This window comes from Streptomyces sp. A012304, from assembly GCF_026008495.1.
In the GTDB taxonomy this organism is placed as follows: Bacteria; Actinomycetota; Actinomycetes; order Streptomycetales; family Streptomycetaceae; genus Streptomyces.
The window spans coordinates 1-12,156 of the sequence record NZ_BQUN01000063.1; the positions used below are offsets into that span (position 1 = coordinate 1).

The 12,156-nt window shown below is 72.8% G+C and carries 12 protein-coding genes and 1 rRNA gene; 11 read left to right on the forward strand and 2 right to left on the reverse strand.

Translation table 11 applies throughout. The features are described 5' to 3' along the window. The first annotated feature begins 144 nt into the window (after window positions 1–144). From rrf to ALMP_RS14135, 3 genes are all read left to right on the forward strand, one after another. Window positions 145–261 (forward strand): 5S ribosomal RNA (gene rrf, locus ALMP_RS14125). Between the two features lie 200 nt (window positions 262–461). Next, window positions 462–1,523 (forward strand): hypothetical protein, encoded by a 1,062-nt coding sequence (locus ALMP_RS14130; protein WP_264927748.1) that lies wholly within the window; start codon window positions 462–464, stop codon window positions 1,521–1,523. Beyond that, on the forward strand, window positions 1,415–2,146 hold the full coding sequence (locus ALMP_RS14135; RefSeq protein WP_264927750.1) for a tetratricopeptide repeat protein: 732 nt from the start codon (window positions 1,415–1,417) through the stop codon (window positions 2,144–2,146). The genes ALMP_RS14130 and ALMP_RS14135 overlap by 109 nt, the downstream gene beginning before the upstream one ends. 67 nt (window positions 2,147–2,213) lie before the next feature. On the opposite strand, the gene ALMP_RS14140 is transcribed toward ALMP_RS14135, so the two are convergent. Next, window positions 2,214–3,497: a DUF1015 domain-containing protein gene (locus tag ALMP_RS14140; protein ID WP_264927601.1), complete on the reverse strand. Its 1,284-nt coding sequence runs from the start codon at window positions 3,495–3,497 to the stop codon at window positions 2,214–2,216. A 73-nt stretch (window positions 3,498–3,570) separates the two neighbouring features. On the opposite strand from ALMP_RS14140, the gene ALMP_RS14145 reads away from it, so the two are divergent. The 4 genes from ALMP_RS14145 to ALMP_RS14160 all read left to right on the forward strand — a co-directional run bounded on the left by ALMP_RS14145 (window position 3,571) and on the right by ALMP_RS14160 (window position 7,786). Then, window positions 3,571–4,608, forward strand: a complete 1,038-nt coding sequence (locus ALMP_RS14145; RefSeq protein WP_264927604.1) for an HAD hydrolase-like protein — start codon at window positions 3,571–3,573, stop codon at window positions 4,606–4,608. Window positions 4,609–4,710: 102 nt separating this feature from the next. Further along, the gene (locus tag ALMP_RS14150) at window positions 4,711–5,754 is read left to right on the forward strand and encodes an iron ABC transporter permease (RefSeq protein ID WP_264927606.1); all 1,044 of its coding nucleotides are present in this window, start codon (window positions 4,711–4,713) and stop codon (window positions 5,752–5,754) included. A gap of 89 nt (window positions 5,755–5,843) precedes the next feature. Continuing rightward, window positions 5,844–6,863: an iron chelate uptake ABC transporter family permease subunit gene (locus ALMP_RS14155; protein ID WP_264927752.1), complete on the forward strand. Its 1,020-nt coding sequence runs from the start codon at window positions 5,844–5,846 to the stop codon at window positions 6,861–6,863. After that, window positions 6,860–7,786 carry an ABC transporter ATP-binding protein gene (locus ALMP_RS14160; protein ID WP_264927608.1) on the forward strand — a complete coding sequence of 309 codons (927 nt, stop codon included), beginning with the start codon at window positions 6,860–6,862 and terminating at the stop codon, window positions 7,784–7,786. The genes ALMP_RS14155 and ALMP_RS14160 overlap by 4 nt, the downstream gene beginning before the upstream one ends. Here ALMP_RS14160 and ALMP_RS14165 read toward each other — a convergent pair. After that, on the reverse strand, window positions 7,770–8,117 hold the full coding sequence (locus ALMP_RS14165) for an SCP2 sterol-binding domain-containing protein (protein WP_264927610.1): 348 nt from the start codon (window positions 8,115–8,117) through the stop codon (window positions 7,770–7,772). The genes ALMP_RS14160 and ALMP_RS14165 overlap by 17 nt on opposite strands. Before the next feature lie 42 nt (window positions 8,118–8,159). Here ALMP_RS14165 and ALMP_RS14170 point away from each other — a divergent pair, with 42 nt between their 5' ends. From ALMP_RS14170 to recN, 4 genes are all read left to right on the forward strand, one after another. After that, window positions 8,160–8,456: a hypothetical protein gene (locus tag ALMP_RS14170; protein ID WP_264927612.1), complete on the forward strand. Its 297-nt coding sequence runs from the start codon at window positions 8,160–8,162 to the stop codon at window positions 8,454–8,456. 7 nt (window positions 8,457–8,463) lie between these two features. Then, entirely contained in the window at window positions 8,464–9,279 is an 816-nt protein-coding gene (locus ALMP_RS14175) for a TlyA family RNA methyltransferase (RefSeq protein WP_264927613.1), read from the forward strand. Further along, window positions 9,276–10,181 carry an NAD kinase gene (locus tag ALMP_RS14180; protein WP_264927614.1) on the forward strand — a complete coding sequence of 302 codons (906 nt, stop codon included), beginning with the start codon at window positions 9,276–9,278 and terminating at the stop codon, window positions 10,179–10,181. The genes ALMP_RS14175 and ALMP_RS14180 overlap by 4 nt, the downstream gene beginning before the upstream one ends. 102 nt (window positions 10,182–10,283) lie before the next feature. Further along, window positions 10,284–12,026 carry a DNA repair protein RecN gene (gene recN, locus ALMP_RS14185; RefSeq protein ID WP_264927616.1) on the forward strand — a complete coding sequence of 581 codons (1,743 nt, stop codon included), beginning with the start codon at window positions 10,284–10,286 and terminating at the stop codon, window positions 12,024–12,026. The last annotated feature ends 130 nt before the right edge of the window (window positions 12,027–12,156 follow it).

The following is a 12,156-nucleotide window of genomic DNA, read 5'->3' on the forward strand; positions in this document are numbered from 1 at the left end:
GTGTGGAGGTGACCGGTACTAATAGGCCGAGGGCTTGTCCTCAGTTGCTCGCGTCCACTGTGTTAGTTCTGAGGCAACGACCGTTGCCGGCTTAGAGCTGAAAACAAGTGAAGAGTGTGCTTGTTCGCTCGAAACCATTAGGGTTTCGGTGGTTATAGCGTGAGGGAAACGCCCGGTTACATTCCGAACCCGGAAGCTAAGCCTTACAGCGCCGATGGTACTGCAGGGGGGACCCTGTGGGAGAGTAGGACGCCGCCGAACAATCTTTGGGAAGGACCCCTGGTCACCAGCGTTCAGCTGGGACCAGGGGTCCTTTCGTTTTTTATAATGCTTGTGGTACCGAAGACAGGAGTCACCGATGTCCACCAACTCTCCCGACGACCGACCGGAGCGCGACCAGCGGCGACGGGACAGTGGGGACCGCGGCGACCGCGGCGGCTTCCGCCGGGACAACGACCGTCGTGACAACGACCGCGGTGGCTACGGCCGTCGTGGTGACAGCCGCGGTGGTGACAGCCGCGGTGGTTACGGTCGGCGGGACGACCGGGACCGTGGTGAGCGCGGCGGCTTCCGCCGCGACGACAGGCGTGACGACCGGCGGGACGATCGCCGGGACGACCGGCGGGACGATCGCCGGGACGACCGTCGGGACGACCGCCGTGACGATCGGCGGGGTGACCGTCGGGACGACCGCCACGAGGGCGACCGGGGTTCTCGTCCGACGTTCCGTCGGGACGACCGCGACCGCGGTGACCGGCCCAGCTTCCGACGCGACGACAACCGGGGCGGACACGGCCGTCGGGACGACCGGGACCGTGGTGAGCGCGGCGGCTTCCGCCGCGACGACCGGCGGGACGACCGCCGTGACGACCGTCGGGACGACCGCCGGGACGACAGGCGGGACGACCGCCGTGACGACCGGCGCGATGACCGCCGTGACGACCACCGTGGTGGCCACGGCGATCGCGACCGCGGTGGTTACGGCCGGCGTGACGACCGCGGTTTCCGCCGCGATGACCGCCGTGACGACCGGGGCGGGTTCCGGCGAGACGACCGCCGCGACGACCGCCGGGACGACCGCCGCGACGATCGGGGCGGGTTCCGGCGCGACGACCGTCGGGATGACAGGCGCGACGATCGTCGGGACGACCGTCGGGACGACCGGGGCGGGTTCCGCCGCGACGATCGCCGTGACGACCGCCGGGATGATCGGCGGGACGACAGTCGTGGTGGGTTCCGGCGGGATGAGCGTCGGGGTGACGACCGTGGCGGGCGTGGGTTCCGTCGGGACGACCGAGGGGGCCGGCCTGGCGGGTTCCGGGGCCGGGACGGTCGCGACGACCGGCGCGACGACCGACGGGGCGGTGGCCGCTTCCGTGATGAGCGTGACCGGAACCGTGAGCCGATCAAGCGGCTGCCGATCCCGGAGGACGTCACCGGCGAGGAGATCGACAAGGACGTACGGCAGGAGCTGCAGAGTCTGCCGAAGACGCTCGCCGATGACGTCGCCAAGAACCTCGTGATGGTCGCGCGGCTGATCGACGAGGAGCCGGAGCGGGCCTACGCGTACTCCAAGGTGGCGCTGCGGCTGGCGTCCAGGGTCGCCGCCGTGCGGGAGGCGGCCGGGTTCGCGGCGTACGCCAACCAGAAGTACAGCGAGGCGCTCGCCGAGTTCCGGGCGGCGCGGCGGATGACCGGGGCCGTGGAGCTGTGGCCCGTCATGGCGGACTGCGAGCGGGGGCTCGGGCGGCCGGAGAAGGCGCTGGACATGGCCGGGGCGCCGGAGGTGCACAAGCTGGACAAGGCCGGGCAGGTCGAGATGCGGCTCGTCGCGGCGGGTGCCCGGCGTGACATGGGGCAGTTGGACGCGGCCATCGTGACGCTGCAGAGCCCCGAGCTGGCCTCCAACTCGGTGCAGCCGTGGACCGCGCGGCTGCGGTACGCGTACGCCGACGCGCTGCTCGCCGCCGGGCGGGACAGCGAGGCGCGGGAGTGGTTCGCGAAGGCCGTCGAGGCCGACCGGGACGGCAGCACCGACGCCTCGGACCGGCTGGCCGAGCTGGACGGCGTGGAGTTCGTCGACGCGCTGGACGAGGACGCTGCCGACGCCGAACCGGGCGAGGGCAAGGGCGACGGTCAGGACTGACACGCGCGTGTGCGAGGGGCGGGACGCCGGTACGGCCGGCGTCCCGCCCCTTTGTCATGGGCGACGGTCAGTGGTCCAGGGCGCGCAGGACCAGGCCCGAGGCCGGTTTCGGGCCGAACGACGTCGACTTGCGGGGCATCGTGACGCCCTGGCGGGCGAGGTCGCGGACGACCTCCTCGCGGACGGGGTGCAGCAGGACGGCCGTACCGCCGTCGCGTTCCGCCTTCCCGACCGTGGCGGCCGTGTCGTGGATGTAGGCGATGCGGGCCGGGTCGTCCTCGGGGATGTGCCAGACGTGGTCGAGGAGGGTGGCGTGCAGGACCGTCGCGTCGAGGGTGCGCCAGGCCTGGGGGCGGTCCGCGGGGACCGTGCGGTCGAGGAGGGCCGGGTCGGGGCGATCGAGCAGGTGGAAGGCGCCGTCGCCGGCCAGGAGGAAGGCGTTGCCCGCGCCGACCGCGTCCGCCAGGGCGTCCAAGGCCTGCGGGAGGGGGACGTCGAGGCGCCGCACGCGGAACAGGCCCTGGACGGCGGCCAGGGCCTCGGCGACCGGCAGGCCGTGCAGCAGGCGGTGGATGGCGCGGACGCGCAGGGGATAGCGGGCCGTGTCGACCAGGAGCACCAGACCGTGGTCCCAGGGGCTGGGCGAGGGATGCTCCGCGCGCAGCCGCCGGTAGGTCGCCCAGCGGTGGTGGCCGTCGGCGATCAGCGCCTGGTGGTGGGCGAGATCGGTCCGGACGCGGGCCATCTCGGCCGGGTCGGTGAGAGACCACAGGCGGTGGTCGCAGCCGTCCTCCGTGGTCGTCGACAGCAGCGGGGGCCGGTCCGCGGCGCGTTCGACGACCTCCGCCGCCGCGCCGTTGCCGCGGTAGGTGAGCAGCAGGGGTTCGAGATTGGCGTACGTGGCGCGCATCAGGTCCGCGCGGTCGGCGACGACGTGCGGCATGACGTCCTCGTGGGGGAGGACGATGCCGTCGGAGGGCTCCGAGACGCGCAGGGCGCCGATGATGCCGCGTTGGAGCGTGCCGTCGGCGGGCCGCTGCTCGTAGACGTACAGGGCCGGCTCGGGGTCCGCGGTCAGGACGCCCTCGGACAGCCAGCGGCGCAGGGTGGCGGCGGCCTGTTCGTTGCGGGCGGCCGCGGTGGCCGCCTGGGGGAGGATGAGGCGGACGATGTTGTACGGGTCCGCGTCCTGGAGCTGGTGCAGGCCGTCGGGGCGGACCACGACGTCGTACGGCGGTGAGGTGACGGCGGCGAGGCTGCCGACCCGGTCGGGGTCGTAGCGCAGGCCTCGGAACGGGGTGAGTTCCAGGCCTCCAGGCGCCGTTGCCTTCGAGTGACCTGCTGTGTTCATCCCGGCATCGTACGTGTGTCAGTGGCATGCGGGATGATCGGGGGAAAGGCGAGCGAACGAGGAGCGATGCGGAATGAGCCAGGGCGTCAGGACGAGGCCCGAGGGCAGTGGGCAGGCCCTGAGCGAGGCGTACGACACGGCGCTGCTCGACCTCGACGGTGTGGTGTACGCGGGGGGCAGCGCGATCGTGTACGCCGTGGAGTCGCTGGCCACCGCCCGGGCGGGCGGGATGCGGCTGGCGTACGTCACCAACAACGCCTTGCGCACCCCTGACACCGTGGCCGCGCATCTGACGGAACTCGGGATACCGACGGGGGCCGATGAGGTCATCACCTCGGCCCAGGCGGTGGCGCGGCTGATCAGCGAGCAGGTGCCGGCAGGAGCGCGGGTGCTGGTGATCGGCGGGGAGGGGCTGCGGGTCGCGCTGCGTGAGCGGGGGCTGGTGCCCGTCGAGTCGGCGGACGACGATCCGGCGGCGGTGGTGCAGGGGTACGGCGGGCCCGAGCTGCCGTGGGGCCGGTTCGCCGAGGCGTCGTACGCCGTCGCGCGCGGAGTGCCGTGGTTCGCGTCCAACACCGATCTGACGATTCCCAGCGGCCGGGGGATCGCGCCGGGCAACGGCGCGGCGGTGGCGGTCGTGCGGATCGCGACCGGGGCCGAGCCGCAGGTCGCGGGCAAGCCGCTGCCTCCGATGCACCGGGAGACGATCCTGCGGACCGGAGCGGAGCGGCCGTTGGTGGTCGGGGACCGGCTGGACACCGACATCGAGGGGGCGTTCAACGGGGAAGTGGACTCGCTGCTCGTGCTCACCGGTGTGACCGACGGGGCGCAGCTGCTCGCCGCGCCGCCGCAGCACCGTCCGACGTACGTCGACGCGGATCTGCGCGGGCTGCTCACCGGGCAGCCGGAGGTGACGGCGGCCGGGGACGGCTTCTGGTGCGGTGGCTGGACGGCGACGGCGGGCGCGGAACGCCTGGAACTGGCGGGGGAAGGCGACGCGCTGGAGGCCCTGGACGGGCTGCGGGCGCTGTGTGCGGCGGCCTGGACGGCGGCCGGCGCGGGTGTGTGCGGGCTGGACGCGGGGAAGGCGTTGGCGCGGCTGGGGTTGTGAGCCACTCGCCGGCGGGAGGTCCGAGTGCTGTGAACCTGGGCACCCGGACAGGGCCGTGGCCAGGGAGCGAGCCAACTTAGTAGGGTAGGCTAACCTAACTGCGTGTTGGTCGACAGTGTTCCCGAACAGCGCGCGGAGACCGCCCCCGCGCCCCCAACCCGCCGGGCGATACGTTCCTTCGGGCTGCTCATCTCGCTCGCGGTCCTGCTGCTCGTCGCGTTGGCGAGTATCGCCATCGGCGCCAAGGAGCTCTCCGTCGGCCAGGTCTGGCACGGGCTGTTCGAGGACACGGGTACCTACGGCGACGTCGTCGTGGGCGAGCGGGTCTCGCGGACCGTGCTCGGGCTGCTGGTCGGTGCCGCGCTCGGACTGTCCGGAGCCGTGCTCCAGGCGCTGACCCGCAATCCGCTGGCCGACCCGGGTCTGCTCGGCATCAACGCGGGCGCGTCCGCCGCGGTCGTCACCGCCATCACCTATCTCGGCGTCACGAGCCTGAGCGGCTATGTGTGGTTCGCCTTCTTCGGGGCTGCCTCGGTCGGCGCGCTGGTCTGGTTCCTCGGCGGCAGCCGGGGGGCCACGCCGGTGCGGCTGGCGCTCGCGGGTACGGCGATCGCCGCCGCGCTCTTCGGCTACGTCCAGGCCGTGATGATCATGGACGACGCGGCGCTCGCCAAGATGCGTTTCTGGACGGTCGGTTCGCTGACCTCCGCGACCGACGAGGTGATCTGGCAGGTGCTGCCCTTCCTCGGGGTCGGCACACTCCTGGCGTTCGCCCTCGCCCGGCCGCTGAACGCCATGGCGATGGGCGACGACACCGCCAAGGCGCTCGGTGCCCACCTCAACCGGACCCGGGCGCTGTCGATGCTCGCCGCGACCGTGCTGTGCGGTGCCGCGACCGCCGCCTGCGGGCCGATCGTGTTCGTCGGGCTGATGGTGCCCCACGTCGTCCGCTCCTTCACCGGCCCCGACCTGCGGTGGATCATGCCGTACGCGGCCATCCTGTCGCCGGTGCTGCTGCTCGGCTCCGATGTGATCGGGCGGGTCGTCGCCCGCCCGTCGGAGGTCCAGGTCGGCATCATCACCGCGATCATCGGCGGCCCGGTCTTCATCTTTCTCGTACGACGGCGGAGGACGGCCCAGCTGTGAAGACCGCATCCCACACCGCACCGCGGCGGACCACGCCGAGCGGGCCGGCCACGCGAGCCGGCGGCCGCACCCTCGGTGCTCCCCGCGCCCTGCGCGCCCCGGGCGGGATATCCCTCCGGCTGGACCCGCGGGCCCTGACCGTCGTCGTGCTGCTGCTGCTCGGCGCGCTCGCCGCGAGCGTGGTGCTGATCGGCACCGGAGACTTCCCGATCTCGGCCGGAGACGTGCTGAAGACCCTGGCGGGCGACGGCAACGCGGGCCAGGAGTTCATCGTCAACGAGCTGCGGCTGCCGCGGGTCCTCGTGGGGCTGCTGGTGGGTGCCGCCCTCGGGCTCGGCGGCGCGGTGTTCCAGGCCGTGTCCCGCAATCCGCTGGGCAGCCCCGATGTGCTCGGGCTCGGGCAGGGGGCGACGGCCGGCGCGCTCGTGGTGATCGTGCTGATGTCCGGCTCCGCCAACCAGGTCGCCGTCGGGGCGCTCGTCGGCGGTCTGGTGACCGGCGCCGCCATCTATCTGCTCGCCTGGAAGCGGGGCGTGCACGGTTACCGCCTGGTGCTGGTCGGCATCGGCGTGTCGGCGATCGCCACCGCGGTCAACGGCTATCTGATCACCAAGGCCGACCTGGTCGACGCGGCCCGCGCGGTCGTGTGGATGACCGGCTCGCTCGACGGCCGGGACTGGAAGCAGGTGTGGCCGCTGCTCGCGCTGTGCTGTGTGCTCGTGCCGCTCGTCCTCGCCAACGCGCGGGGGCTGCGGATGATGGAGATGGGCGACGACGTCTCCAACGCCCTCGGTGTGCGGGTGGAGCGGGTGCGGCTGCTGCTGATGGTCGCCGCCGTCCTGCTCACCGCGTCCGCCACCGCCGCCGCGGGCCCCGTCGCTTTCGTGGCGCTCACCGCGCCGCAGCTCGCCCGGCGCCTGACCCGCTCGCCCGGGCCGAATCTCGTGGCCGCCCTGTGCATGGGCGCCGCCCTCCTGGTCACCGCCGACTGGGCCGCGCAGCGCCTCTTCGGCGACGGACAGCTGCCCGTCGGTGTGGTCACCGGCGTCCTCGGCGGCGTCTACCTGCTGTGGCTGCTGGTCACCGAGCGCAAGGCGGGCCGGATATGAGCGGCTCGGCGAACAAGAACACCCCAAGGAGTACCGTGAACCGCCTGTCCGCCGACAACGTCACCCTCGCCTACGACCAGCGGGTCATCGCCGAACAGCTGTCGGTGGAGATCCCCGACAACTCGTTCACCGTGATCGTCGGCCCCAACGCCTGCGGCAAGTCGACGCTTCTGCGGGCGCTGTCGCGGATGCTGAAGCCGAGCGAGGGCCGGGTTCTGCTCGACGGGCAGGTCATCCAGTCGATGCCGGCGAAGAAGGTCGCCCGGACCCTCGGCCTGCTGCCGCAGTCGTCCATCGCGCCCGACGGGATCACCGTCGCCGACCTGGTGGGCCGGGGCCGCTACCCGCACCAGGGGATCCTGCGCCAGTGGTCGACCGAGGACGAGCGGGTCGTCCAGGAATCCATGGCGCAGACCGGCGTCGCGGAACTGGCCGACCGGTACGTCGACGAGCTGTCCGGCGGCCAGCGCCAGCGCGTGTGGATCGCGATGGCCCTCGCCCAGCAGACGCCGCTGCTGCTGCTCGACGAGCCGACGACCTACCTCGACATCCAGCACCAGATCGACGTCCTCGACCTGTGCGCGGAACTGCACGAGGAGCAGGGCCGTACGCTCGTCGCCGTCCTGCACGACCTCAACCACGCCGCCCGGTACGCCACCCACCTCATCGCGCTGAAGGGCGGCGAGGTCATCGCGCAGGGAGCGCCGAACGACGTCGTCACGGCCGGGCTGGTCGAGGAGGTCTTCAACCTGCGCTGCCAGGTCGTCGACGACCCGGAGACGGGGACGCCGCTGGTGGTGCCGGCGGCGCGCAAGGCACGGACCGAGCGGAAGAAGGACGAGAAGAAAGGCGAGAAGAAGGGCCAGAAGGAGGGCGAGAGCGAGAAGGACGCCCGGAAGGCCGTGGCTACAGAAGTTTCCTGAGGTGGAACAGGTCCCTCAGGCCCGCTTCCAGCTTCACCCGGCCCGAGGCCCACGCCTTCGCGAAGTGCAGTTCGCCGTCGACCAGCGCGACCAGGTCGTCGCCGGTCATCGCCAGTCGGATCTGGGCCTTCTCCCGGGGCGGGCCCTCCAGCGTGTCCTGCACCACGATCCGGCCGCCGGTCATGCGGCCGACGAAGGTGGTGTCGAGGTCGGTGATGTGGCAGCTCACCGAGCGGTCCAGGGCCGCGGCGGTGCGGGCGTCCCCTTCGGCGTTCTGCATGTTGTCCGAGAGCTTGTCGAGTGCGGCGCGGCACTCCTCGATCGTGGCCATCGCGGTCGACGGTACCCCAGCGGTTCGGGGTAGCGTCTGGGCATGAGCGACACAGTGCCTCAGAGCGAGGGCCCGCGGGAGGCCGAGGCCGGACCCGAGCACGACCCCGCCGCGTACGACCCCGCCGCACCCGCTCCGCTGGACGTCCCCCGCGTCCCTACCGGCGACGCCGAGGTGGACGCCCGTCTGGAGCGGCTGGCCGACGCCGACCACCTCGCCACCGACGGCCACGTCGAGGTGTACGAGGATGTACACCGGGGGCTGCGTGACGCGCTCACCGCGCTCGACGCCCGCCCGGGACCTCCGGTGCCCCCCTCGACACACCAGGGCAGGAGCTGAACCGAAGGTGGCAGGAGTCGCACGTCGTCGTCTGGACGCGGAGTTGGTGCGCCGGAAGCTCGCGCGGTCGCGTGAGCACGCCAGCCAGCTGATCGCCGCGGGGCGGGTCACGGTCGGCAAGACCGTCGCGACCAAGCCGGCCACACAGGTGGAGACAGCGGCGGCCATCGTCGTCGCGGCCGACGACAGCGATCCCGAGTACGTGTCGCGGGGCGGGCACAAGCTCGCCGGCGCGCTGAAGGTGTTCGGGCCGCAGGGGCTCGTCGTCGAGGGGCGGCGGGCGCTGGACGCCGGCGCGTCCACCGGGGGCTTCACCGACGTACTGCTGCGGGCGGGTGCCGCGCACGTCGTCGCCGTCGACGTCGGGTACGGACAACTCGCCTGGTCTCTGCAGAGCGATGAACGCGTCACCGTCAAGGACCGTACGAACGTACGCGAGTTGACGCTCGAAGCGATCGATGGGGAGCCTGTGGATCTTGTCGTGGGGGACTTGTCCTTCATCCCGCTCGGGCTGGTGCTGCCGGCCCTGGCGCGGTGCACCAAGCCGGACGCGGACCTGGTGATGATGGTCAAGCCGCAGTTCGAGGTGGGTAAGGAACGGCTCGGCAGCGGGGGCGTCGTGCGCAGCCCGCAGCTGCGGGCCGAGGCCGTGCGGGGCGTGGCCGAGAAGGCGTGGGGGATGGGGCTCGGGGTGAAGGGGGTCACCGCCAGCCCGCTGCCCGGGCCGTCGGGGAACGTCGAGTACTTCCTGTGGCTGCGCGCCGGGGCGCCTGCTCCGGACCCGGCCGATGTTGACCGTGCAGTGGCGGAGGGGCCGCGTTGACACAGAACCGAGCTCGAACTGTTTTCCTGCTCGCCCACACGGGTCGGCCGGCGGCCATCCGGAGCGCGGAGCTGGTGGTGAAGGGGCTGCTGCGGTCCGGCATCGGGGTGCGCGTCCTGGAGTACGAGGCGGCCGACCTGCCCCTGCCGGACGAGGTGGAGCTGGTCTCCGAGGCCACCCCGCAGTGCCTGGAGGGCTGTGAGCTGCTCATCGTCCTCGGCGGGGACGGGACGCTGCTGCGCGGCGCGGAGTTCGCGCGGGCCTCCGGGGTGCCGATGCTCGGCGTCAACCTCGGCAGTGTCGGCTTCCTCGCCGAGGCCGAGCGGGACGACCTCGACAAGGTCGTCGACCGGGTGGTGACCAAGGCGTACGAGGTCGAGGAGCGGATGACCGTCGACGTCGTCGTGCACCGCAACGGGGACATCGTGCACACCGACTGGGCGCTGAACGAGGCGGCCGTGCAGAAGGCCGGCGCGGAGAAGCTGCTGGAAGTCGTGCTGGAGATCGACGGCCGGCCGGTGACGGGGTTCGGGTGCGACGGGATCGTGCTGTCCACGCCCACCGGGTCGACGGCCTACGCGTTCTCGGCGGGCGGGCCGGTGGTGTGGCCCGAGGTCGAGGCGCTGCTGATGGTGCCGATCAGCGCGCACGCGCTGTTCGCGAAGCCGTTGGTGACCTCGCCGGACTCCGTGCTCGCCGTGGAGCTGCTGCCGCACATCCCGCCGGGTGTGCTGTGGTGCGACGGGCGGCGGACCTTCGAGCTGCCTCCGGGGGCCCGGGTCGAGGTGCGGCGGGGGGCGGTGCCGGTGCGGCTCGCCCGACTGCACCACGCGTCGTTCACCGACCGGCTGGTGGCCAAGTTCGCGCTGCCGGTCTCCGGGTGGCGAGGGGCTCGCCACTGAGCGGCTCCGCGTAGGGGGTCGGGGAGGGCGCTGGAGGCGCTGGAGGGCACGTCCACTCGCGTGGGTGACAGGGTGCCTCGCACTTCCCCTCCTCGACCTCGTATGGTCTTCCCCGTGTTGGAGGAGATGCGGATACGGTCGCTCGGAGTCATCGACGACGCGGTGGTCGAGCTGTCGCCCGGCTTCACCGCCGTCACGGGTGAGACCGGCGCGGGCAAGACCATGGTGGTCACCAGCCTCGGGCTGCTGCTGGGCGGGCGGGCCGACGCCGCGCTCGTGCGGATCGGCGCCGACAAGGCGGTCGTGGAGGGGCGCATCGCCGTGCCCGCGGACGCCTCGGTGGTCGTACGGGCCGAGGAGGCGGGGGCCGAGCTGGACGACGGCGCGCTGCTGATCAGCCGTACCGTTTCCGCCGAGGGGCGGTCGCGGGCGCATGTCGGCGGGCGGTCCGTGCCGGTGGGCGTGCTCGCGGAGCTGGCCGACGAACTGGTCGCGGTGCACGGGCAGACCGACCAGCAGGGGCTGCTGAAGCTGTCCCGGCAGCGGCAGGCCCTCGACCGGTACGCCGGGGACGCGGTCGCCGTGCAGCTGACCAAGTACACCGAGGCGTACCGGCGGCTGCGGGTTGTGTCCGCGGAGCTCGACGAGATCACCACGCGCGCGCGTGAACGGGCCCAGGAGGCCGACATGCTGCGCTACGGGCTCGAGGAGATCGCGGGCGTGGAGCCGCGCGCCGGGGAGGACGTGGAGCTGGCGGAGGAGGCGGAGCGGCTCGGGCACGCGGAGGCGCTGTCGTCCGCCGCGACGGCCGCGCACGCCGCTCTGGCGGGCAATCCGGAGGACCCCGAGGGCATCGACGCGGCGACGCTCGTCGCGGGCGCCCAGCGGGCCCTGGAGGCCGTGCGCTCGCACGATCCGGCGCTGGCCGCGCTCGCCGACCGGATCGGTGAGATCGGGATCCTGCTCGGTGACGTGGCCGGCGAGCTGGCCGGGTACGCCGACGACCTGGACGCCGATCCGCTGCGGCTGGCGGCCGTCGAGGAGCGGCGGGCCGCGCTGACCGGGCTGACCCGGAAGTACGGGGAGGACGTCGCGGCCGTGCTGGCGTGGGCCGAGCGGGGTGCCGCACGGCTCACCGAACTGGACAGCGACGACGAGCGGATCGACGAGCTGGTCGCGGAGCGGGACGCGCTGCGGACCGAACTGGGCGGGCTGGCGCAGGCGCTGACCGACGCGCGTACGGAGGCCGCCGAGCGGTTCGCGGCCGCCGTGACCGCCGAGCTGGCCTCGCTGGCGATGCCGCACGCGCGCGTGTCGTTCGACATCCGGCAGACGGAGGACCCGCAGGGCGTGGAGGTCGGCGGTCGTACCGTCGCCTATGGCCCGTCCGGCGCCGACGAGGTGGAGCTGCTGCTCGCCCCGCACCCGGGGGCGCCGCCGCGGCCCATCGCCAAGGGCGCGTCCGGCGGTGAGCTCTCACGTGTGATGCTCGCCGTCGAGGTGGTGTTCGCGGGGACGGACCCTGTTCCGACGTACCTCTTCGACGAGGTCGACGCCGGCGTCGGCGGCAAGGCGGCGGTGGAGATCGGGCGGCGGCTGGCGCGGCTCGCGAAGACCGCGCAGGTCGTGGTTGTCACCCACCTTCCGCAGGTGGCCGCGTTCGCCGACCGGCAGCTGCTGGTGGAGAAGACGAACGACGGGTCGGTGACCCGTTCCGGTGTGAAGGTGCTCGAAGGGGAGGACCGGATCCGCGAGCTGTCCCGGATGCTCGCCGGCCAGGAGGACTCCGAGACGGCCCGGGCGCATGCGGAGGAACTGCTGGCGACGGCACGGGCGGACGCGTAGCGCGACGCGAACGGTGAGGGGCGGGGCGGCCGTACGGGGCGTCCCGCCCTTTCGCGTCGGGCCGGATCCGTACGGGGCGCCCGCCCTTTCGCGTCGGGCCGATCCGTACGGGGCGTCCCGGCCCTCCGTG

What these genes read in the sequence shown, in the direction of transcription:
- recN (WP_264927616.1), top strand. Translation starts at nt 10,284, where the DNA reads ATGGTCTTCCCCGTGTTGGAGGAGATGCGGATACGGTCGCTCGGAGTC.
- ALMP_RS14160 (WP_264927608.1), top strand. Translation starts at nt 6,860, where the DNA reads ATGAGCGGCTCGGCGAACAAGAACACCCCAAGGAGTACCGTGAACCGC.
- ALMP_RS14145 (WP_264927604.1), top strand. Translation starts at nt 3,571, where the DNA reads ATGAGCCAGGGCGTCAGGACGAGGCCCGAGGGCAGTGGGCAGGCCCTG.
- ALMP_RS14140 (WP_264927601.1), bottom strand. Translation starts at nt 3,497, where the DNA reads ATGAACACAGCAGGTCACTCGAAGGCAACGGCGCCTGGAGGCCTGGAA.
- ALMP_RS14170 (WP_264927612.1), top strand. Translation starts at nt 8,160, where the DNA reads ATGAGCGACACAGTGCCTCAGAGCGAGGGCCCGCGGGAGGCCGAGGCC.
- ALMP_RS14165 (WP_264927610.1), bottom strand. Translation starts at nt 8,117, where the DNA reads ATGGCCACGATCGAGGAGTGCCGCGCCGCACTCGACAAGCTCTCGGAC.